This window comes from Mucilaginibacter corticis (assembly GCF_007558865.1).
Taxonomy (GTDB): Bacteria; Bacteroidota; Bacteroidia; order Sphingobacteriales; family Sphingobacteriaceae; genus Mucilaginibacter; species Mucilaginibacter corticis.
Genome location: NZ_VLPK01000001.1, coordinates 205,298 through 227,257, shown reverse-complemented (window position 1 = coordinate 227,257; position 21,960 = coordinate 205,298). Strand labels below are relative to the sequence as shown.

General features: G+C 42.0%; 21 protein-coding genes. 20 read left to right on the top strand and 1 reads right to left on the bottom strand.

The window, feature by feature from the left end; translation table 11 throughout:
- Positions 1–5: 5 nt before the first annotated feature.
- Positions 6–1,148 (bottom strand): BamA/TamA family outer membrane protein, encoded by a 1,143-nt coding sequence (locus FO440_RS00990; protein WP_144246364.1) that lies wholly within the window; start codon positions 1,146–1,148, stop codon positions 6–8.
- Between the two features lie 644 nt (positions 1,149–1,792).
- On the opposite strand from FO440_RS00990, the gene FO440_RS00985 reads away from it, so the two are divergent.
- The 20 genes from FO440_RS00985 (at position 1,793) to FO440_RS00890 (ending at position 21,914) form a co-directional block, all read left to right on the top strand.
- Positions 1,793–2,773 carry a deoxyhypusine synthase family protein gene (locus FO440_RS00985; protein WP_144246363.1) on the top strand — a complete coding sequence of 327 codons (981 nt, stop codon included), beginning with the start codon at positions 1,793–1,795 and terminating at the stop codon, positions 2,771–2,773.
- Between the two features lie 339 nt (positions 2,774–3,112).
- On the top strand, positions 3,113–4,390 hold the full coding sequence (locus FO440_RS00980; protein ID WP_144246362.1) for a cytochrome c3 family protein: 1,278 nt from the start codon (positions 3,113–3,115) through the stop codon (positions 4,388–4,390).
- A 40-nt stretch (positions 4,391–4,430) separates the two neighbouring features.
- Positions 4,431–7,478 carry a TAT-variant-translocated molybdopterin oxidoreductase gene (locus tag FO440_RS00975; RefSeq protein ID WP_144246361.1) on the top strand — a complete coding sequence of 1,016 codons (3,048 nt, stop codon included), beginning with the start codon at positions 4,431–4,433 and terminating at the stop codon, positions 7,476–7,478.
- 21 nt (positions 7,479–7,499) lie between these two features.
- The gene (nrfD, locus tag FO440_RS00970; protein ID WP_144246360.1) at positions 7,500–8,972 is read left to right on the top strand and encodes an NrfD/PsrC family molybdoenzyme membrane anchor subunit; all 1,473 of its coding nucleotides are present in this window, start codon (positions 7,500–7,502) and stop codon (positions 8,970–8,972) included.
- 3 nt (positions 8,973–8,975) lie between these two features.
- Positions 8,976–9,512: a DUF3341 domain-containing protein gene (locus FO440_RS00965; protein ID WP_144246359.1), complete on the top strand. Its 537-nt coding sequence runs from the start codon at positions 8,976–8,978 to the stop codon at positions 9,510–9,512.
- The gene (locus tag FO440_RS00960; RefSeq protein WP_144246358.1) at positions 9,496–10,080 is read left to right on the top strand and encodes a c-type cytochrome; all 585 of its coding nucleotides are present in this window, start codon (positions 9,496–9,498) and stop codon (positions 10,078–10,080) included. The genes FO440_RS00965 and FO440_RS00960 overlap by 17 nt, the downstream gene beginning before the upstream one ends.
- Before the next feature lie 12 nt (positions 10,081–10,092).
- Complete coding sequence (locus FO440_RS00955) at positions 10,093–11,352, top strand: quinol:cytochrome C oxidoreductase (protein WP_144246357.1); 1,260 nt, start codon at positions 10,093–10,095, stop codon at positions 11,350–11,352.
- Positions 11,353–11,400: 48 nt separating this feature from the next.
- The gene (locus FO440_RS00950; RefSeq protein ID WP_144246356.1) at positions 11,401–12,576 is read left to right on the top strand and encodes a cytochrome c oxidase subunit II; all 1,176 of its coding nucleotides are present in this window, start codon (positions 11,401–11,403) and stop codon (positions 12,574–12,576) included.
- Positions 12,577–12,693: 117 nt separating this feature from the next.
- A complete protein-coding gene (locus tag FO440_RS00945; RefSeq protein WP_144248170.1) occupies positions 12,694–14,469 on the top strand; it encodes a cytochrome c oxidase subunit I in 1,776 nt (591 codons plus the stop codon).
- 139 nt (positions 14,470–14,608) lie between these two features.
- Positions 14,609–15,670, top strand: coding sequence for a COX15/CtaA family protein (locus FO440_RS00940; RefSeq protein ID WP_144246355.1), 1,062 nt, complete (start codon positions 14,609–14,611; stop codon positions 15,668–15,670).
- Positions 15,667–16,557, top strand: a complete 891-nt coding sequence (cyoE, locus tag FO440_RS00935) for a heme o synthase (protein WP_144246354.1) — start codon at positions 15,667–15,669, stop codon at positions 16,555–16,557. The genes FO440_RS00940 and cyoE overlap by 4 nt, the downstream gene beginning before the upstream one ends.
- Positions 16,557–17,138, top strand: a complete 582-nt coding sequence (locus FO440_RS00930) for a cytochrome c oxidase subunit 3 (RefSeq protein ID WP_246104150.1) — start codon at positions 16,557–16,559, stop codon at positions 17,136–17,138. The genes cyoE and FO440_RS00930 overlap by 1 nt, the downstream gene beginning before the upstream one ends.
- Positions 17,139–17,164: 26 nt before the next feature.
- Entirely contained in the window at positions 17,165–17,896 is a 732-nt protein-coding gene (locus FO440_RS00925; RefSeq protein ID WP_144246353.1) for a cytochrome c oxidase subunit 3, read from the top strand.
- Positions 17,897–17,918: 22 nt separating this feature from the next.
- Positions 17,919–18,266 carry a cytochrome C oxidase subunit IV family protein gene (locus tag FO440_RS00920; RefSeq protein WP_144246352.1) on the top strand — a complete coding sequence of 116 codons (348 nt, stop codon included), beginning with the start codon at positions 17,919–17,921 and terminating at the stop codon, positions 18,264–18,266.
- Entirely contained in the window at positions 18,266–18,967 is a 702-nt protein-coding gene (locus FO440_RS00915) for an SCO family protein (RefSeq protein ID WP_246104149.1), read from the top strand. The genes FO440_RS00920 and FO440_RS00915 overlap by 1 nt, the downstream gene beginning before the upstream one ends.
- 105 nt (positions 18,968–19,072) lie before the next feature.
- Entirely contained in the window at positions 19,073–19,648 is a 576-nt protein-coding gene (locus tag FO440_RS00910; protein ID WP_144246351.1) for a DUF420 domain-containing protein, read from the top strand.
- 44 nt (positions 19,649–19,692) lie between these two features.
- A complete protein-coding gene (locus FO440_RS00905) occupies positions 19,693–19,965 on the top strand; it encodes a hypothetical protein (RefSeq protein ID WP_144246350.1) in 273 nt (90 codons plus the stop codon).
- A gap of 33 nt (positions 19,966–19,998) precedes the next feature.
- Entirely contained in the window at positions 19,999–20,406 is a 408-nt protein-coding gene (locus tag FO440_RS00900) for a DUF983 domain-containing protein (RefSeq protein ID WP_144246349.1), read from the top strand.
- The gene (locus tag FO440_RS00895) at positions 20,384–21,046 is read left to right on the top strand and encodes a DUF2461 domain-containing protein (RefSeq protein ID WP_144246348.1); all 663 of its coding nucleotides are present in this window, start codon (positions 20,384–20,386) and stop codon (positions 21,044–21,046) included. Before FO440_RS00900 ends, FO440_RS00895 begins: the two co-directional genes overlap by 23 nt.
- A 19-nt stretch (positions 21,047–21,065) precedes the next feature.
- Positions 21,066–21,914, top strand: coding sequence for an OmpA family protein (locus tag FO440_RS00890; protein ID WP_144246347.1), 849 nt, complete (start codon positions 21,066–21,068; stop codon positions 21,912–21,914).
- Positions 21,915–21,960 lie beyond the last annotated feature (46 nt).

The following is a 21,960-nucleotide window of genomic DNA, read 5'->3' as shown; positions in this document are numbered from 1 at the left end:
GGAATTTAGAACGCCTGCCCCAACCCGATATAAAAGCCGCTTTCGCGTTTTTCGCCGGTTGGTTTTTGGCCGATGCCGTAATCGGCGCGTAGGCTAAGGCCTTTTTCAACGTCAAAGAAGTAGCGCAGGCCGCCACCCAAATCAGGTTTTAAGGCCTGGAAGGTAAATGCCGAGTGGAACACTTCGCCCGTACCTGCAAAGCCAACCACCCCAAAACGTTCGCTCAGGCGATATCTCAGTTCAGCTTGTCCGGCAAGGTAGTTACGGTCGCGGTAACGGCCTTCGTAATAGCCGCGCATCATTTCGTCGCTGCCCATCTGTGGCAATAAATAAAACGGCGAGCGGCCGCCGGTCAGGCTTTGTTCCTGCACATCAAGCCCCAGAACCAGTTTCTTTGCCAGCAGGAAAAATTGCGAATATTCTATGTTAAAGAATCCGCCCTGATAGATGTTGTTGCCAAAAACGCCCTGCATGATATTGTAGTAGGCGTTAACAACCATGCCTTTGGTGGTGTAGGTGTTGTTGTTACGTGTATCGTAAATAAAACTTGGGCCCACGTACACAAAGCTGCCGCCGGTACGATCCTGAACCAGCGGGCTGGTGTCAAAAATCCCTGTCGGGTCTGCGCTTTTAAAATCATATTTATAACCGCCGCCCACAAAACCAAAATATATGTTATTGGCAATCAGTTTTTGCGCCTCAAGGGTTAAGCGGTAACGTTTCTGGCCCAGGTTATCCGCGTCGGCCTTATGGGTGTTGTTGCCGATCCCGTAAAAATCTATCGGGAAATCTATCCGGCTAATTGACGCATAATAGTGATAGGTATTTTGCGGCGACCAGTAGGTAGTACTTAAGTTCAACCTGTTTTGGCCCTTGGTGGTAACTGTCGCGTAAGCATAAATGTTAGATACCCGGGTTTCGTGATGCAGGGTATCGGCATAAAAAGAATACAGCCCGGCACCTCCAACCTCAACACCCGTTTCGGGCGCCGACGACAAGATAGGCAAAACCACAAAGCTGCTGCGCTTGCTGGTATCCTTTTCAAAATACATTTTACGGATAAATTTGGGGATGAGCTGCTGCCCGAAAGCCGGTACAAAACTTTCAGCAATTAGGGAAGTGATAAGGATTACTAAAAGTTTTTTCATATGTATTTTAACGGGCCTAAGATAAACTTAAAGGGGCAGTTATTAATGGACTATAAAAATTTTTCACACCGGTGTTACTGCTCTTGCGGGTAGTAAAAAGAGGCGTTTTTCAAGTATCAATACTTATACCGGTAGTAATTTTTGCCATTTATCGGGTATCATGCGTTTTGCCGGTAGTAAAAATTGCTGTTTTTCGGGCATCGGGGTTAATGCCGGTAGTAATGTTTTTGTGTAATATGCTGTAAAACAGGAATTTGATTTAAAATATCAAAGAACGAATGTAATATTTTGATTTTTTGCGATGTGAAAATAAGTCGCATTTTTTGGCAGGCTGATTAGCCTGTGAGATTTGGATTTGTTTAAAGATACGAAAAAATTGGTAGTTAAATGGTGGTGGTGTTTACTCACCCCGACTTCGTTTCACTCGTCGACCCTCTCTTCGCCTTTGGCGGAAAGAGGGTTGTTAATTGATGGTAGACATTCAAAGCCCTCTTTCTCGCTTGCGAAAGAGAGGGCCGACCAGCGGAGTCCCGATAGCTATCGGGATCGGGCTGAGTCACTACCTCTATGTTAACATTTAAAATTTAAAATTCCGTTATCATCAAAATACCTACTTTTGCGGCATTAATCAGAAATGTACAGACATGAGCACAACTAAAGGACCCGTATCCCAGTTTATTGAGAAAAACTACCTGCACTTTAATGCTGCCGCTTTAATGGATGCCGCCAAAGGCTATGAAACCCATTTGCTTGAAGGCGGAAAAATGATGGTAACACTTGCCGGCGCCATGAGCACCGCCGAACTGGGTATTTCATTGGCCGAGATGATCCGCCAGGATAAAATAGCTATTATTTCATGTACAGGCGCCAACCTTGAAGAGGATATTATGAACCTGGTTGCGCACTCACACTACAAACGTGTACCAAACTATCGTGATCTGAGTCCGCAGGATGAGTGGGACCTTTTAGAGAACCACTACAACCGTGTAACCGATACCTGTATCCCTGAGGAAGAAGCTTTCCGCAGGCTGCAAAAGCATATCCATAAAATATGGAAAGATGCTGACGATAGCGGCGAGCGTTATTTCCCGCATGAATACATGTACAAAATGCTGTTAAGCGGCGATCTGGAACAATATTATGAAATAGACCCTAAAAACTCATGGATGCTGGCCGCAGCTGAAAAGAACCTGCCTATTGTAGTACCGGGCTGGGAAGACTCGACCATGGGTAATATCTTCGCGTCGTACGTGATCAAAAACGAGATCAAAGCCGTTACCATGAAAAGCGGTATCGAATATATGGCATGGCTGGCAGACTGGTATGTAAAAAACTCGTCAGGCAAAGGCATTGGCTTTTTCCAGATAGGCGGGGGCATAGCCGGCGATTTCCCGATATGTGTAGTGCCAATGCTGTACCAGGATATGGAAATGCCTGAAATTCCGTTCTGGAGCTATTTCTGCCAGATATCTGATTCAACTACATCATACGGCTCATATTCGGGTGCCGTACCAAACGAAAAGATAACCTGGGGCAAGCTGGATATCCACACGCCAAAGTTTATTGTTGAGAGTGATGCAACCATTGTTGCGCCGCTGATTTTTGCCTGGTTGCTGGGGCAATAAGCCACCTTGGTATCCCACCTTCATCGGGTGGTGCATAAAGTGTTATTGTGACACTATATAATAGAGATAAAATAGAAATGACAACCTTATACGGGTTGTCATTTCTGTAATATTAATATTTAACTGACTATCAGAGTAATAAAAACCCGCTTAATTTTGCAAATAAAATGCCAATTCTTATTTATTTAGAATAATTATAAATTAGTTTTACTGTCATTTATTTGTCAGCGATTATTTAATAAATTATACTTTTGTGACTGAAAAATTAGAGAAAAGCCGAGGCCATAACTCATCTTTCACAATACTATACAAATAACTATTTAGCATCAATACAACTTTATGAGAAGCATCTCATTAATTTTTAAACAATTCTCAAGGTCAGTTTTACTGCTTGCCTGTTTTACTGTTTGGGGAATTTCTGCTAAGGCGCAAGGCGACGCTGCAAAAGGCGAAGCCACATTCAAGTCTGCCGGTTGTACCGGGTGTCATAAGATAGACACACGTATGACTGGTCCGGCATTAGGCCCAACCCTGGCATCAGAAACTGATGACAAATGGATAGCCAGCTGGGTACACGATAGCCAGGCATTGGTAAAAGCAGGTGACAAAAAAGCAGTAAAAATATTTACTGATTTTGGTCAGTCTGTGATGCCATCGTTCCCAAGTTTATCTGACGGGGACGTTGCAGATATCGTAGCTTATGTACGTGCAGACTGGAAAAAGATCCAGGATGATAAAGCTAAAGCTGCTCCTGCAGGTGGTGCTGTTGCTGAAGATAAAGGCCCAAGCGATTTAGTTGTTTACGCGCTGATTGGTGTGATCGTGATCGCGCTGATCATTATCCTGGTATTAAACAGGGTTACAGCAACTTTAGAGCGTTTGTTAGGCAGCAAAAGATTATTGCCTGAAGAAGCTGTAGTTGCTGAAGGTGCTGCAGTTGAAGCTGACAAATACGCGCTGGTAAAGCGGATCTTAAAAAATAAAAAATTAGTATTCTTTATCATTTTCTGCGGTACCATTGCCATGGGCAGCTGGACATGGGTAGCTTTATGGAACACTAACGTGCACCAGGGTTACCAGCCGGTACAGCCTATTAAATTCCCGCATGATCTGCACGCCGGAGTAATGCAGATCCAGTGCCAGTATTGCCACTCGGGCGCGTTCAAATCTAAGAATGCTTCAATACCGTCATTAAACGTTTGTATGAACTGCCACAAGGTTGTTAAAACCGAATCGCCTGAGATCCACAAGATCTATGACGCTTTGGGTTACGATCCGGCAACTCAGAAATATGATAGCCTGAAAGCAAGGCCTATCCAATGGATCCGTATCCACAACTTACCTGACTTTGCTTATTTCAATCACTCACAACACGTTAAAGTTGGCGGTATCAAATGTCAGCAATGCCACGGCCCTGTTGAGACCATGAAAGAGGTTTATCAATATTCACCATTAACAATGAAATGGTGTATACAGTGCCACAAACGCACAGACATTAATATGAAAGGCAACGCTTACTACGAAAATATGATAGCGGTTCACGACCTGATTAAAAAAGGCGTGAAAGTTACACCTGCGCAATTGGGTGGTATAGAGTGCGGCAAATGCCATTATTAATATAACAGAACTTAGCATTACAGTTTATACTATAGCTTAAATGGATAGCAATAAAAAATACTGGAAAGGTTTAGAAGAGCTAAACAACACCCCAGAATTTGTTGAGAAAAATAAACACGAATTCGGGGAGCCTATTCCTATTGAAGACGTTTTGAGCGGAGAAGGTTTATTAGGAAAAACCCCTCGTCGCGACTTTTTAAAGGCGGTGGGCTTTGGTGTGGGCGCGGTTACCCTGGCAGCTTGTCAGAAAGTACCTGTACATAAGTCTATTCCTTACTTAATTAAGCCGGAAGAGGTTACCCCGGGTGTAGCCAACTACTATTCTTCAACTTATGAAGGCCACGCTATTTTGGTTAAAACCCGCGAAGGCCGCCCTATTAAAGTTGAAGGTAACCCGAATGACCTTTTAGCTAAAGGCGGATTAAGCGCGCAGGCACAATCATCAGTATTAGACCTGTATGATGTTAGCCGCGTACAAGCCCCATTATTAAACGGCGAAGGAAAAGAGTGGAGCGATCTTGATGATTATGTTAAATTAGAGCTTGCTAAGATCAAAGATTCAGGCAAGAAAATAACTATCGTATCTTCAACCATCAGCAGCCCTTCAACATTAGCTGTAATTGCTGATTTTATTACCGAATACCCAACCGCTAAGCACGTAATGTACGATGCGGTATCTTATACAGGTATTATACAGGCTAACCAAAACAGCTTTGGTAAAGCGGTATTGCCGCACTACAATTTTGATAAAGCAGACGTTATTGTAAGCTTCGGCGCTGATTTCCTGGGTACCTGGATCTCCGGCGAAGAGTTTACCCGCCAGTACGTATCAAACAGGAACAACAAATCGCTGCAGGCTAAGAAAATGTCACGACATATCCAGTTTGAAACCGGTATGAGCCTGACAGGTACCAACGCTGATAACCGTTATCCGTTAAAACCTTCTGAAGAAGGTGTTGCTTTAATTAACTTATACAACGCTATTACCGGTACTACTTTACCGGGAAGCAAAAAATTAGCGGACAACGCTACAAATAATGCCATTACCCTTGCCGCTAAAGAATTAGTTGCAGCAAAAGGTAAAGCCCTGGTAGTAGCCGGATCAAACGATGTTGCTACGCAGGTACTGGTTAACGCCATCAACGCTGCATTAGGTAGCTACGGTACTACTATTGACCTGGATAACAATTCAAATCAATACAAAGGTAATGATGCTGACCTGGCAGAGTTTATCAACGAAGCTAAATCAGGCGCGGTTGCAGCAGTAATATTCTTGGACGCTAACCCGGTTTATGATTACTATAATACAAAAGAGATAACAGAAGCGCTTTCTAAAGTGCCTTTGAAAGTAACTTTTGCTGCAAGTCTTGACGAAACAGCTGCTTTAAGCACCGCTGTTGCGCCTAACCACCATTATTTAGAGTCATGGGGTGATGATAGCGCTATTGCAGGTTACCACACCGTATTACAGCCAACCATTAACCCGGTTTACAATACCCGCCAGGCAGAAGAAAGCTTATTGATATGGAGCAACAATGCCGTTAAAACTTATTATGACTACGTTAGAAATAACTGGGACAAGAATATTTTAGCATTAGGTGGTTTATCAGGCCAAAAAGGCTGGGAAACTTTATTGCAAACTGGTTTTGTTAAAGCAGCCGCTAAACCGGCAGGTTCATACGCGTTTAGCCGTGATCTGAATGCTGTTGCACAAACCATTTTGACCCAAAGTGCAGCTTTAGTTGCCTCTGGTGATAAAGCATACGAGTTACATTTATACCAAAGCTCAGCTATCCGCGATGGTAAGCATGCAAATAACCCTTGGTTACAAGAGTTGCCTGATCCGGTATCAAAAGTTACCTGGGATAACTTTGCAGCCATGTCACTTACCGACCTTAAGAAATTAAATTTACAGGAAGGTGATGTGATCACTATCGACGCTAACGGTACTTCAATAGCTTTACCTGTGTTATTACAACCGGGCCAGGCAGAAGGAACCATATCAGTAGCGGTAGGTTACGGCCGTGTTAAAGGCGGCGCGGTAATTGAATCAGGCATTGGTAAAAACGCTTTCCCGCTGCATAGCTTCCGTAACGGTACGGTACAAACTAACGCGGTTGCAAAAATTTCTCCGACAGGCGATCAGATCATCCTTGCTCAAACACAAACTCACCACTCATACGAGGGACGTAGTGTTATCCGCGAAGCTTCATTTACTGAATACAAGAAAAATCCTTACAAAAACAGCGGTAAGGATGGCGAACATAAAGATTACAAGAGCTTATGGGAAAATTACGATAGACCTACCTACAACTGGGTTATGGCTATCGACCTGAACGCCTGTACCGGTTGCGGTGCCTGCGTGGTAGCTTGTAACGCCGAAAATAACGTTCCGGTTGTTGGTCGTGACGAGGTACGCCGCCGTCGTGAGATGCACTGGATCCGTATTGACCGCTACTACAGCTTTAACGAAGACGGAAAGAGCGTTACAGAAGAGCACGAAATTGACAAGCTGAAAAATGTGAACAATGTATCTGTTGTGCACCAGCCAATGCTTTGCCAGCACTGCGACCACGCACCTTGCGAAACCGTATGCCCGGTATTAGCTACCGTTCACTCGTCAGAAGGTTTAAACCACATGGCTTATAACCGTTGCGTAGGTACACGTTATTGCGCTAACAACTGTCCGTTTAAAGTACGCCGTTTCAACTGGTTTAACTACTGGAACGATTCACGTTTTGAAAACTACCTGGCAGAACAACATACACAATTGGTATTGAACCCTGATGTAACTACACGTTTCCGTGGTGTTATGGAAAAATGCTCAATGTGTATCCAACGTATCCAGGCAGGTAAACTACAGGCTAAAATTGAAAAACGCCCTGTTAAAGATGGCGATATCAAAGTGGCTTGCCAACAAACCTGTTCTGCAAACGCGATAGTTTTCGGTAACGGAAATGATCCGGACTCTGAAGTATCAAAAGCACTAAGGAGCGAAAGAACATACTACGTTCTTGAAGAATTAAACGTACAGCCGGGTATTGGTTACCAGGTTAAGGTTAGAAACACAACTGAATCAGAAGCTTAATTTTTACAATAGCTATATAATATGGCATCTCATAAAGAATCAATAATAAGGGAACCGTTAATTACGGGTAAGGATATAACCTATGCCCAAATTACGGATGACGTTTTGCGCCCTGTTGAAAATAAACCTAATAAAGCCTGGTGGATCGGTTTTACTTTTGCATCATTAGGCGCTTTGCTTTGGGTGTTTGCAGTAAGCTGGACATTTTGGTTTGGTATAGGATCATGGGGTTTAAATAAAACAGTAGGCTGGGCCTGGGACATCACCGGTTTCGTGTGGTGGGTAGGTATCGGTCACGCCGGTACGCTTATCTCTGCGGTATTATTGTTATTCCGTCAAAAATGGCGTAACTCAATCAACCGCTCTGCCGAGGCGATGACGATCTTTGCGGTAATTTGCGCCGCTACTTACGTAGTATCACACATGGGCCGTCCATGGATGGCATTATATTGCTTGCCATTACCTAACCAATACGGATCATTATGGGTTAACTTTAACTCACCGCTTATCTGGGATGTATTTGCGATCTCTACTTATTTCTCGGTATCATTGGTATTCTGGTATACAGGTTTATTGCCTGATATCGCTACCATCCGCGACCGTGGAACAGGTTTATACCGTCGTATCTATTCTGTTCTTTCTTTCGGATGGACAGGATCAGTAAAAACATGGCAGCGTTTTGAAACCGTGTCATTGATATTGGCAGGTGTTTCAACTCCACTGGTACTTTCAGTACACACCATTGTATCCATGGACTTTGCAACTTCGTTAGAGCCGGGATGGCACACTACCATCTTCCCTCCATACTTCGTTGCGGGTGCTATCTTCTCGGGTTTCGCCATGGTACAAACACTATTGCTGGTTACCCGTAAGGTATTAGGTCTTGAGAACTATATCACCATGTTCCACATCGAATCAATGAACAAGATCATTCTTGTAACAGGTTCGGTAGTAGGTGTGGCTTATATCACTGAGTTCTTTATCGCTTACTACTCTGGCGGCGAATACGAGCAATATACATTCTTAAACAGGTTTATTGGTCCGTACTGGTGGGCAGCATGTATGATGTACGGCTGTAACGTGTTAATGACCCAGGTAATGTGGTTTAAAAAGGTACGTACCAATATCCCAATGTCATGGGTGTTGTCAATCATTGTAAACATCGGTATGTGGTTTGAGCGTTTCGTGATCATCGTAACCTCATTACACCGCGATTATATCCCTTCAAGCTGGGCTATGTTTTACCCAACCTGGATAGATGTTTCAGTATTCATCGGATCAATAGGCGTATTCTTTACTTTATTCTTATTATTTATCCGCGTATTGCCTTCAATAGCAATGGCCGAGGTTAAATTACTACTGAAAGAACAAAGCGAGCAAGCTAAGTTGGAACAAATTAAAGACGGACATCTTGATCCGGAGCAGGTTGAATTCTACAAAAACTCATTGAAGAAATTTGATAGTGTTGATGTATCAGTATATGAAAACGTATAAACTATGAGCAGCACCAAATATATATTAGGCCTTTTTGACGATCCGGATGAAATGATGCACGGTATCGACAAACTACAGAAAAATAGCATTCCTATTTATGATGTATATACGCCAATGCCAATACACGGTATTGAGGCAAAATTAGGTATTAAAGATTCACGTTTAGGTTATGCGGCATTTATGTTTGGCTGCCTGGGTGGCACAACCATATTTACCATGGTGTACTACTTCCTGGTGCATGACTGGCCAATGAACATTGGTGGTAAACCTCACTTCGCTGTTCCGGATTTTATCCCGGTTACATTTGAGTGGTCGGTATTATTTGCTTCATTTGGTATGGCCTTTACATTTTTTTACTCAACGCATCTTTTCCCGGGCCGTGCACCAAGGGTAATGGACCTAAGGGCAACTAACGACAGGTTTGTTATAGCTATTGACGCTAAAGGAAACACCCCGCACGAAGACATTACAAGCTTGCTTAAAGAAGCAGGAGCAGTTGAAATTAAGCATAACGACAGAAAATATGTTAGCTATGAATAAGTTTAGAATATTGGGTATTGCGGTTGTTACCATTGCTGCATCGATAGTTACTACGTCATGCAATGATAAGAGAAGCACCGGATGGGAATATGCCCCCAATATGTATGAAAAGATCGCTTTTGATCCGGATCAGAAAAATCCGAATTTTAAAGATGGTAAAACAGCACAGTTACCACCGGCAGGTACTACCCCTGTAGGTTTTACAAGATTTGATTATCCAAAAACTACAGAAGGATATAACCAGGCCAGCATTGAGGTAAAAAGCATATTATTTAATACTTCAAAAAACATTGAAGATGGTAAAGCTTTATTCATGACCTTTTGCTCGCCATGCCATGGCAAAACCGGGCAAGGTGATGGTACAGTGGTAGCACATGGTTTCCCGGCGCCGCCATCATACTCTAAAGGACAATCATCACGGGGTGGTGCAATGAAAGATTTAACCGATGGTAAGATATATCATACAATTACTTACGGCTTAAACGCTATGGGTTCTTACGCTTCACAGCTTTCGCCAGAAGAACGTTGGAAAGTAGTAATGTATGTTCACCATTTACAAACTTTATAAGAATTGAGATTAATGGAAACTAATAATAGTTTTAACGAACAATTTGAATTTAGCGGTAAGCTAAAAACTTACAGCTTGGTTGCTATTGTTGTAGGTATTGTAGCAATAGCGTTAGGATTTTTCCTTAACACAGAGCGCGAATTTGCAAACTTATTGCTATGCGGGTACTACTTTACTTGTGTGTGTATAGCAGGTGTATTCTTTTGCGCACTGCAGTATGCAGCGCAGGCAGGATGGTCGGCATCAATATTAAGGGTGCCCCAGGCGTTTGCTAAGGTATTGCCTTATGCAGCTGCCATATTAATATTGGTTGTAGCGTTGGGTATTTTTACACCGCAACAAGTTATTACAGAAGAAGGCCATCAAACTATAAAAGGTACAATGCTTTATAAAGAGTGGGCTCCGAAAGAGATCACCACTAAAGGCAGCGAGGCTTACAATGCAGTTATTGCAGGTAAATCTGGTTACTTAAATATCCCTTTCTTCTTTGTCCGCATGGCATTTTACCTGATTGCTTATAGCATACTTGGTTTAATGCTGGTAAAATACTCAAACAACGAGGATGAGTTGGGTGGTATGTTCAATTACAAGAAGAGCTTTAATATCTCTGCCGCTTTCTTAGCGATATTTGGTTTTACAGTTCCTTTATTCGCGTTCGATACCATCATGTCTTTAGACGCGCACTGGTTCTCAACCATGTTTGGCTGGTATAACTTTGCTGCCTTATGGGTAAGCGGTTTATCGGTGATCACCTTATTGCTTATTTCATTGCGTAAACAAGGATACTTTACCTGGGTTACTGTAGATCATTTACACAACCTTGGCCAGTTAATGTTTGGCTTCTCTATCTTCTGGACTTACCTGTGGTTTGCACAGTTCCTGTTGATCTATTACGCTAACATACCTGAAGAAGCAGCTTATTTCTACAAAAGATGGGAGCCTGAGTTCCAACCTTGGTTCTGGTTAAACATAGTAGTAAACTTTTTAGCACCATTCTTAGTATTGATGGCCCGCGATTCAAAACGTGCAGTGCCTGTACTAAAAACAGCTTGTATCATTTTAATATGTGGCCACTGGCTTGATTATTATATCATGATCATGCCTGCTACTGTAGGCCCTAAAGGCAGAGGTTTTGGTGTACAGGAAATAGGAACATTTTTAGGCTTCGCCGGATTATTTACTTTCTTGTTTTTCACAGCATTAAGCAAATTCAAATCATTGGTGCCAAAAAATCACCCGTTCCTGCAAGAGAGCTTACATCATCACATATAATAATTGTTAAATTTGCAACACAATACAGAATACCAAACGACGAATACAATGGCATTCAAAAAAATAATAGATTCTAAAAAGTTACTTGCGTCTTTAGCAGTGTTTATGCTTTTGGGCACTAACGTGCTAATGGCTCAAACTGTCACTGCCGATGCTGCAGCTAAACCGGGTGTTAACTGGTTAAGCGTAGGTTACTATGTACTGCTATTTGTATTAATTTCAATAGCTATTGGCGTAGTAGGCAAGATATTAAGAGTATATGACCTGAGCCAGCAGATACAAGGTAAAAAAGGCACCAACTGGAATAATATCATGGGTACAATATGCCTGATATTTATGGTTGTTGGCTTAAGTGCTGCCTTTTGGGACATAACCGAACAAGGTAGCATGACCCTGCCTGAGGCTGCATCGAAACATGGTGTTAAAATTGACGCGATGTTTTTAACTACTACCTGCATCACCTTATTTGTATTTGTGATCACGCAGATCTTGTTGTTTAGCTTCTTATTCCGTTACAAACATTCAGATAAACGCAGAGCTTACTTTTTACCACACAATAATACCATTGAAAAAGTTTGGACCATTATACCGGCTATCGTTTTAACTGTATTGGTAATATTTGGTTTCTTTACCTGGCAAGAGGTAGAAAACAGCTCGCCGGTTAAAGGTGATATCAATATCGATGTTACCGGCCACCAGTTTGCATGGGAGATCCGTTACGCAGGACCGGACGGCATTTTAGGTAAAAAAGATTTCAGGTTAACAGCAGGTGCCAACAAATTAGGTATCGACTTTAAAGACAAAAACAGTATGGATGATTTACAGGCTGATACTTTGGTATTGCCAGTAAACAAAGTTATCCGCTTAAACATATTTGCACAGGACGTAATACATAGCGTTTATATGCCTCACTTCAGGGTGCAGCAAAACGCGGTACCTGGTTTGCCAACCTTCTTCAAATTTACACCTACTATTACTACTGAGGAAATGCGCAGGAAAGTAGATGATCCTAAATTTGAGTACTTGCTTTATTGCAACAAAATTTGCGGAAGCAGCCACTACAACATGCAAAGAGTTGTACGTGTTGTTACCGAGGGCGAGTACAACCAATGGTTAGCCAAACAAAAACCGTACTTAACCCCTGCGTTAAGAACAGAATTGAAACTGGCCGCAGCAGATCAGAAAAAGAGTATTACACAAAATAGGTTAGCGTTAAACAATTAATTAGCGATTATGTCAACATTAGCAGTTCACGATCACGGAGTAGCACATCACGAAGAGGGTCACGAGCATCACCACGATACATTCCTTACTAAATACGTATTTAGCCAGGATCACAAAATGATTGCCAAGCAATTCCTGATCACAGGTATTACTATGGCAGTTATTGCCATGCTATTATCTATATTGTTCAGGATCCAATTAGCATACCCTGATAAATCTTTCCCTTTATTAGAAACTTTATTAGGCCGTTTTGCTCCCGAAGGACGTTTAGACCCTGAGTTCTACCTTTCATTGGTTACTATACACGGTACCATCATGGTATTCTTCGTGTTAACAGCCGGCTTGAGCGGAACTTTCAGTAACTTATTGATCCCATTACAGGTAGGCGCGCGTGATATGGCATCGCCATTCCTGAATATGTTGTCGTACTGGTTCTTCTTTACTGCCTGTGTGATCATGTTATCATCTTTCTTTGTACAAAAAGGCCCGGCAGGTGGCGGTTGGACAATATATCCACCATTATCAGCCTTACCTACAGCAATGAAAGGTTCAGGTTTGGGTATGACCTTGTGGTTGATCAGTATGGTTTGCTTTGTGGCATCATCATTAATGGGTGGTATCAACTACGTAAGTACCGTATTGAACATGCGTACTAAAGGTATGGACCTTTGGAAAATGCCTTTAACCATCTGGGCGTTTTTCTTGACCGCTATTTTGGGTGTATTATCATTCCCGGTTTTAGTTGCCGGTGTGGTATTATTGATATTTGACCGTAGTTTCGGTACAAGCTTTTACTTATCAGACATTGTTGTAAACGGACAGGTAATGCCATTTGAAGGTGGTAGCCCTATCTTGTTCCAGCACTTATTCTGGTTTCTGGGTCACCCGGAAGTATATATCGTAATTATGCCGGCGATGGGTATCTCTTCAGAGATCATGTCGGTAAATTCACGTAAACCTATCTTTGGTTACCACGCGATGGTTTATTCATTGATCGGTATCACGGTATTATCATTTATCGTATGGGGCCACCACATGTTCATTACGGGTATGAACCCGTTCCTGGGCGGTGTGTTCATGATTACTACATTGATCATCGCGGTACCATCGGCAGTAAAAACATTTAACTGGCTGGCTACACTTTGGCGCGGTAATATCAGGTTTACACCTGCTATGCTTTTCGCTATCGGTATGGTGTCATTCTTTATCTCTGGTGGTATCACCGGTATCTTCTTAGGTAATGCGGCATTAGATATTAACTTGCATGATACGTATTTTGTTGTTGCCCACTTCCACCTGGTAATGGGTTCGGCAGCTATATTTGGTATGCTTGCCGGTGTTTATCACTGGTTCCCTAAAATGTTTGGCCGTATGATGGACGAAAAATTAGGTTACCTGCACTTCTGGTTAACATTTATAGGTGCTTACCTGGTATTCTTCCCAATGCACTTTATGGGCCTTGACGGTGTACCACGTCGTTACTATGCCTTTACAGAGTTTGCTTCAATGCAGCGCTGGTTATCAGTAAATATGTTTATTACATGGGCGGCAATTATGTCGGCTTGTGCGCAGGTTGCATTCTTATACAACTTTATAAGCTCTATTTTCTTCGGTAAAAAAGCTACTCAAAACCCTTGGCAGGCAAATACCCTTGAGTGGACAACCCCGGTTGAACATTTACACGGTAACTGGCCGGGCGAAATACCAAGCGTATACCGTTGGCCATATGATTATAGCAAACCGGGTGCTGAAGAGGATTATATATTACAAACAACGCCACTTTCACAAACCATGAGTTCAAACCTTCCGCATGATTTTGAAGATAATCCTGCAGGTTTAGAAGCGCTTAACAAGTGGACAAGTACACAAAAAGCTAACGAAGAAGTAAAATAATATAAATACCGATCTGATCTTTTAGGGCGTTTGAGGTGAGTGGCAGGTAGTGAGTAATGAGTTGTGTAATTATACCCAAAACTCAATACTCATAATTCACCACTCACTTTAGGCGCCCTAATTTGTTAGAAACATCCCAATGAGTAACCCAAAATCAAAAAACAGATTCCGCAAGACTAACCTTTTAAGTATAGCCCTGCTTTTTGTGTTGATATTGGCCGGTGGTGTAGTGCGTAGTACCGGGTCTGGAATGGGATGCCCGGATTGGCCAAAATGCTTTGGCAGGTATATACCGCCGACAGAATTGTCTGATCTGCCTGCAAATTACAAAGAGAAATATGTTGCCGGCCGTCTTGCTAAAAATCAGCGGTTTGCTAAAACCCTTGACGTATTTGGTTATAGCGACCTTGCACGTCGCCTGCGCGAAGACAAATCTATTTTGATCCCTGAAGAGTTTAATGTTGCCAAAACGTGGACAGAGTACGTGAACCGTTTGATAGGCGCAATTTCAGGTATCTTCTTATTGCTGACAGCTGTTTATTCTTTTAGCTATAGCGACGTTAATAAGCTTATACCTTTTTTAAGTATTTTTAACTTGGTGCTGATAGGTTTCCAGGCCTGGTTAGGGTCGATAGTGGTATCAACCAATTTAGTAGCGTGGATAATTACTGTGCATCTGCTTTTAGCATTAGCAATATTGGCTATATGTATTACCACCTATCACCTGGCAAAGGTTAGCGGCAGGCCGAAGCTGAACATTAACCCGGTGACGCATATAATTACTTTATTCGCGTTGGTCATCAGCGTGCTACAAATTACTTTTGGTACAGAGGTGCGTGAAAAGATCGACGCCGTATCTACTCGTTTACAGGGTGGTTACCGGTCGGAGTGGATTAAAAACGCGGGTGATATCTTTGCCCGTCACAGGGATGTGGCAACTTTGGTGCTGTTGATCAACCTGGTTTTATATGCGTTGATCAGGCGGGCGTTTAGCCGCCATTCTTTGCAGCAGCAAATAATGAGTTTTACTTTTTTAATGATCGCCCTGCAAATTGTAAGCGGTATATTTTTATCATACTTATCGTTACCACCATTTGCACAGGCAGCGCATATTTTGTTGGCCAGTTTAGTGTTTGGCGCCCAATATTATTTAATGCTTAATTTATACCAGTCGGTGAGTATACAGGGAGGGCGCAAATGAAGTGGGCTGATTTTTCAAAGCTGATCAAATTCAGGCTGACATTCCTGGTGGTGTTTTCGGCATCGATATCTTTTATCATAGCGGTAAAAGCAAATGGCGGTAATACCTGGGGATCATTATACAGCACAACCATGTGGGTAAACTGGCTGAAACTGGTTGCAGGTGGATTTTTAGTTACAGCCGCTGCCAACTGTTTTAACGAGGTGATAGAGGTTGACCTGGATAAATTAATGAAACGCACTATGGACCGCCCCATGCCTGCAGGACGAATGACTACCGGGCAGGGATTGGTACTGGGTTTAGGTATGGGTATCGCCGGTACCTATATTTTAGGTACGCTTAACATACTTACCGGTTTATTGTCGGTATTTTCTATCTTATTATATGCTTTTGCCTATACGCCTTTAAAAAGGAAATCACCAATCGCGGTTTTTGTAGGCGCCATACCTGGGGCATTACCCGCGTTAATAGGTTATGTAGCAGGGCAACCGCATGGCCGTATTGATGAAATAGCTTTGATATTATTCTCTATACAATTTGTATGGCAGTTTGTACATTTCTGGGCAATTGCCTGGGTGTTGGATGATGATTATAAACTGGCAGGATTCAGGTTGTTGCCAACCCAAAACAGGGACAGGGCAAGTGCCGTTATCACCGTTATATTTGCAGTGATATTGGTGCCGGTTAGTTTGTTGCCAACCATCTACCATTATGGCGGTTATTATGTGGGCGGTATATCACTGGTTTGCAGTTTGATATTTTTGTACCAGGCCGCCGGTTTGTTACGCACCCTGCAAATAAAAGAAGCACGCAAGCTCATGTTTGGATCGTTTTTTTATTTGCCGGTAGTGCAATTGATGTTTTTATTTGATTTTATAGGAAAGTAATGATGGCGCAGATACAGCAGCAAGAAGATAAAGTAAACCTGGGAGCTAAGAAATTTGTGATGTGGATTTTCATATTTACATCTTTTATGCTTTTTGCGGCCTTTACCAGCGGCTTTATTGTTTACGTTGGTGGTAGCGGCAAAGGGCTTGGCATAGCTTTGCCCGAGTCGTTCAGGTTCAGTACCATTGTTTTGGTAATAAGCAGTATCACATTATTCTTCGCGTCGAAAGCGGCGAAGCAGCTTGATTTTGATAAGCAACAACGCTTGTTATGGGTAACCATAGGCCTAGGCATTGCATTTTTAGTTCTACAGTTATATGGCTGGTACACGCTGGCTTATAAAATGAAGATCTACCTGGTTGACCCTAATGCCACACGGTCTTTTGTTTACGTAATAACTTTGGCACACTTACTGCACGTTATAGGCGGCCTGATATGGTTGGCAAGCTCATTGAGCGGCAGCATTAAACGTATACCACAGGTAAAGAATTTATATAGAATGGAAATGACAGCTATTTTTTGGCATTTCTTAGATATTATATGGATTTATCTGTATGTTTTTTTACTTTTGAACCAATAATTTAATAACGCTATAGCTAAAAACAAATGAGCGCAACAGTTACACAAATTGATGAACTAAAAACAACACCATGGTCGGGCGGAAGATCTCCGTTTAATGTTGAGTATGGTAAAATGATGATGTGGTTTTTCCTCCTGTCGGATGCGTTTACCTTTTCTTCATTATTGATATCTTACGGTGCGTTACGTTTCAGCGCGTCAACTTGGCCAATAGCGTCTGAAGTATTCCAGTCAGTACCGGGTACATCAATTGAGCATGGCGCTCCGCTGGTGTTTGTAGGTTTAATGACATTCATCCTGATCTTAAGTTCTGTTACCATGGTATTGGCGGTTGAGGCCGGTCATCGTATGGCAAGAAAAGAGGTTGTATGGTGGATGATAGCTACAGTTATAGGAGGCTTTATGTTCCTGGGTTGCCAGGCCTTAGAGTGGAACCACTTACACAGCGAAGGTTTCTGGTGGTCTGCAATACCTAATGCTGAAACGCTAAAAGAGTTTTTTGATCCGAAAAACTTACCGGCACTTGCACAACAGCAAATGACCGCGCACCAGTTTGCTAACCTGTTCTTTACTATTACCGGTTTCCATGGTTTCCACGTATTTAGCGGGGTTATCATCAATATCATCATTACACTTAACGTGCTTGCAGGTACCTACGAAAAACGCGGAAGCTATTTAATGATAGAAAAAGTTGGCCTTTACTGGCACTTTGTAGACCTTGTTTGGGTATTTGTATTTACTTTCTTTTATTTAGTTTGATCATTTTAACCTGATATATATTATGTCATCAGAACCAACAGAAGTTCATCACGCCGAAGGCGATCATGGAGATACAATGACAAGAGGCCGAATTATAAAAGTGGCTCTTATCCTGTCAGCCATTACTTGTGTCGAGTTTTTTATAGCACTTTATATGGTGCCTAATGGCCATATGCCTATAAATGTGGCTAACCCGGTATACATTGTTTTAACACTATTCAAGGCATTTTATATTGTTGCCTTTTTCATGCACTTAAAGTTTGAAAAGGTAGGCCTGGTTTATTCTATTTTAGTGCCTATTCTGTTTATTATCGGTTTGATCCTGGTATTGACTAACGAGAGTCACCACTGGATTACGCTGAGGTTATAATGAGCAATATAAGCGCCGTAAAAAAAGTATTGATCCTGGTAATGATATTGGCATTACCGGGATTTTTATATTATTTGCTTACCGCCGAAGGCAAAAACAGGTACATGCCGCTGCCTTTTTTCGGGCCAAAGCAACTGGCTAAAACCAGCCATAAGTTTCATGGCAAGGTTATCCCGGACACCATCTACCACAAACTGCCCGATTTTAAATTAACAGATCAAAACGGCGAAGCTGTTACCGCTAAAAATTTTGACGACAAGATATTTGTAGCCAGCTTTTTTTATACGCATTGCCCGTCTGTTTGCAATATTATAAATAAGAACGTTAACGCCTTGTTGTCGGATTACGCCAAAAACAACATGGTATGCTTTGCATCCATCACGGTAGACCCGCAGCGCGATTCGGTATCGGTACTGCATAAATACTCACAACAGTACAAGCCGCCGGGCATTAAATGGCTGTTTTTAACCGGCGATACATCGGTTATCTATCCACTGGCACGTAAAGGCTTCCTGGTAGATGCTGTAAAGGTTGACAATGACAATTTTATCTACAGTGACAAACTGATATTGATAGATAAGGAAAAGCGCATTCGTGGTTACTATTCGGGTACATCAACAAAGGATATCACCAAACTGAATGATGAAATTAAGGTATTGATAGCCGAAGAATTGCGGAAGAATGATAAACCGCTTTATTAGAGATTCAAGACGCAAGAGTCAAGAATCAAGAGTAATTTAATTGAATGAAATCATAAAATAATAAGATCTTGATTCTTGCATCCTGATTCTTGACTCTCAAAAATAATGACCGATAAATTTATATTTCGTTTTGTAGCCATTGTAACCGTAGTTGTAATACTACTGGTTGTGCTGCTTAACCGCCACATGATACCCGGGCCTGCTGTAGCGCCGGCGTTTACGCCATATTTACCAATGCTTAACGCAATGCTCAATGGCACTTGTACAGTGCTTTTACTGGCATCATTATACTTTATAAAACAAGGTAATATCACTGTCCATAAAAGGTTGAATATTATCACTTTTTGTCTTTCATCGCTTTTCCTGGTATCATACGTTTTATTCCATTATTTAATGCGTAATGAAACCGTTTACGGAGATTTAAACGGCGATGGTAAAGTGCTGGGTGATGAGCTGGTTATATATGGCCTGCAGCGCAAAATTTACCTGTCGATATTAATCCCGCACATCATACTTGCCGCGGGCGTTTTACCATTAGTGTTATTGAGCTTTTACTACGGGTTAAAAATGGAGGTAGTAAAACATCGCAAACTGGTACGCTGGACTTTCCCGATATGGTTATTTGTTACCGCGAGCGGGGTAGTAGTTTATTTAATGATAAAGCCCTTTTACCATTTTTAATTTAATACTGTTTTTGATGCTATTTTATAGCTAAATTTGTACAAATGAAGATATTAAAGACACTGCTATTTACAGCCGCCGCATTATTGGCCTTCGGTGTTACCTCTGTGCATGCACAATGCGCCATGTGTACCGCATCTGTTGAGGCAAACGCTAAAAATGGCGGAACAACAGCAATGGGTTTAAATCATGGTATCATGTACCTGTTGGCAGCCCCTTACATCGCTATTGCTGTGGTGGGGTATATCTGGTATAAAAAGTATCGTCGCAAAAATATTAACCTTAATATGCGCGACGAAAAACTTCATTTAAACTAAAATTTATTAAGAGCCTGCAAGGCTTTGTTAAATATGGCTACAACATCCAAACCATGGGCAATGTTACACGCCAAATGCCCGCGCTGTCGCAGGGGAGACATGTTTAGCGGTAAGGTTTACAGCCTTGCTACCAACAAAATTAATATCGACTGCCCGCGTTGCGGCATGCACTTTGAAATTGAGCCCGGTTACTTTTATGCCGCAATGTATGTGAGCTACGCTTTAAATGTCGCTACCTCATTTGCCATTGCCGTATTGACTTATGTGGTTACGCGTAACACAACTTCGCCCTGGTTATATTGCGGGGTTGTTATTGGCGGATGCTTTTTACTTGCTCCGGTAATTTTCAGGGCTTCGAGGGTATTACTATTGTATTGGTTGTCGCCAAAAATACATTATCAGCCTTATTTAGATGTAGATGATACAACAGCAAACACTTGATTTTTTAAACGAACTTGTTGATAACAACAACCGCGAATGGTTTATGGCCAATAAAGAACGGTATGACCTGGCGCGCGAGAACGTGATCGATTTTACAGCTAAGCTGATCAAATTGATGCATAAAATAGATCCGGCTTTATCGGCAGACCTGGATGCTAAAAAATGTGTGATGCGTATTTACCGCGATATCAGGTTCAGCAAAAATAAAACACCTTATAAAAATAACTTCGGCATTAGTTTACCCACTACCGGTACCAAATTAGGTGGCGCCGAGTATTACCTGCATATCCAGCCCGGCAAATCATTTATCGCCGGCGGTTATTGGATGCCCGAGGCCAATCATCTCAAAGCCATCCGCCAGGAAATTGACTATAATGGCCATGACCTGACAGTAATTATTGACAACCCCGAATTTGTTAAATTATTTGGCGATTTTAGGGCGCAGGACAAGCTAAAAACCTTACCGCGCGATTATGCCGCCGATAATGAAAACATTGAACTGTTAAAGCTAAAAAGCTTTATTGCCATGCACAGCTTAACAGATAAAGAGATCATGAGCGATAAGGCCGCTGATACCATTGCACAATTGTGCAGCAAAATATATCCGCTTAATATTTTTTTACGCAACGCTATTGTTTAACCTTAAATCCCGATACATAATGAAAGTAAAGTACTTACTATTTGCCCTGCTGCTGTCAATGACATTACACTCATGCCAGATATTGTCTAACAAAAAGTATAAAGCCATGCTGGCACAGCGTGACTCGCTTTTTACCCGTACCACTAATTTAGAAGCACAATCATCACAACTGCAAAGTGACACCGCGCGCCTGCACCATGAAATTGCCGGTTTGAAAAGCGAGCTTGCCGACCAACGCAAAAGCTATAATACTTTAAAAGGTAATTATGACGCGTTGAATAGTAACCTGACTTCGACCAACTCAAAAATGGATCAACTATCAAGCGATCTGAAAAAAAGGGAAGAGCGCCTAAAAGAAGTAGAAGATATTTTGCGTAAACGCGATGAGGCCACCAATGCCCTTAAAGATAAACTGCAAAAGGCGCTGCTTGGTTTCCAGCAAAACGGTTTAACTGTTGATATCAGGAATGGTAAGGTTTATGTTTCATTAACCGATAAATTACTTTTCCCTTCCGGCAGCATTGTAATTGACGAGCGTGGTAAAGCTGCTTTAAAACAATTAGCCGAAGTGCTTAACAAAGAACCGGATATCAATATGGCAGTTGAAGGCCACACCGATGATAAAAAAGTAATTAACCTTGGTCAGATCAAAGATAACTGGGACCTGAGCGTATTACGCGCAACATCTGTTACCCGCTACTTAACCGAAGTTGAAAAGATAGATCCGCATAGATTAACCGCTACAGGTAAAAGCCAGTACCAACCTATTGACCCGGCTGATAACAACGATGCCCGTACTAAAAACCGCCGCATCGAGATTGTGCTTAGCCCTAAATTGGACGAGTTGTATAACCTGATCACAAAATAAAAATAGAACGAATCATAAAAGCGAAAGGCTAACCATTATGGTTAGC

Coding starts and splice junctions, on each gene's coding strand:
- FO440_RS00945 (WP_144248170.1), top strand. CDS start 12,694: ATGATTGCCAAGCAATTCCTGATCACAGGTATTACTATGGCAGTTATT.
- FO440_RS00950 (WP_144246356.1), top strand. CDS start 11,401: ATGGCATTCAAAAAAATAATAGATTCTAAAAAGTTACTTGCGTCTTTA.
- FO440_RS00920 (WP_144246352.1), top strand. CDS start 17,919: ATGTCATCAGAACCAACAGAAGTTCATCACGCCGAAGGCGATCATGGA.
- cyoE (WP_144246354.1), top strand. CDS start 15,667: ATGAAGTGGGCTGATTTTTCAAAGCTGATCAAATTCAGGCTGACATTC.
- FO440_RS00980 (WP_144246362.1), top strand. CDS start 3,113: ATGAGAAGCATCTCATTAATTTTTAAACAATTCTCAAGGTCAGTTTTA.
- FO440_RS00900 (WP_144246349.1), top strand. CDS start 19,999: ATGGCTACAACATCCAAACCATGGGCAATGTTACACGCCAAATGCCCG.
- FO440_RS00975 (WP_144246361.1), top strand. CDS start 4,431: ATGGATAGCAATAAAAAATACTGGAAAGGTTTAGAAGAGCTAAACAAC.
- FO440_RS00915 (WP_246104149.1), top strand. CDS start 18,266: ATGAGCAATATAAGCGCCGTAAAAAAAGTATTGATCCTGGTAATGATA.
- FO440_RS00895 (WP_144246348.1), top strand. CDS start 20,384: ATGATACAACAGCAAACACTTGATTTTTTAAACGAACTTGTTGATAAC.
- FO440_RS00910 (WP_144246351.1), top strand. CDS start 19,073: ATGACCGATAAATTTATATTTCGTTTTGTAGCCATTGTAACCGTAGTT.
- FO440_RS00940 (WP_144246355.1), top strand. CDS start 14,609: ATGAGTAACCCAAAATCAAAAAACAGATTCCGCAAGACTAACCTTTTA.
- FO440_RS00990 (WP_144246364.1), bottom strand. CDS start 1,148: ATGAAAAAACTTTTAGTAATCCTTATCACTTCCCTAATTGCTGAAAGT.
- FO440_RS00955 (WP_144246357.1), top strand. CDS start 10,093: ATGGAAACTAATAATAGTTTTAACGAACAATTTGAATTTAGCGGTAAG.
- nrfD (WP_144246360.1), top strand. CDS start 7,500: ATGGCATCTCATAAAGAATCAATAATAAGGGAACCGTTAATTACGGGT.
- FO440_RS00905 (WP_144246350.1), top strand. CDS start 19,693: ATGAAGATATTAAAGACACTGCTATTTACAGCCGCCGCATTATTGGCC.
- FO440_RS00965 (WP_144246359.1), top strand. CDS start 8,976: ATGAGCAGCACCAAATATATATTAGGCCTTTTTGACGATCCGGATGAA.
- FO440_RS00930 (WP_246104150.1), top strand. CDS start 16,557: ATGATGGCGCAGATACAGCAGCAAGAAGATAAAGTAAACCTGGGAGCT.
- FO440_RS00960 (WP_144246358.1), top strand. CDS start 9,496: ATGTTAGCTATGAATAAGTTTAGAATATTGGGTATTGCGGTTGTTACC.
- FO440_RS00925 (WP_144246353.1), top strand. CDS start 17,165: ATGAGCGCAACAGTTACACAAATTGATGAACTAAAAACAACACCATGG.
- FO440_RS00890 (WP_144246347.1), top strand. CDS start 21,066: ATGAAAGTAAAGTACTTACTATTTGCCCTGCTGCTGTCAATGACATTA.
- FO440_RS00985 (WP_144246363.1), top strand. CDS start 1,793: ATGAGCACAACTAAAGGACCCGTATCCCAGTTTATTGAGAAAAACTAC.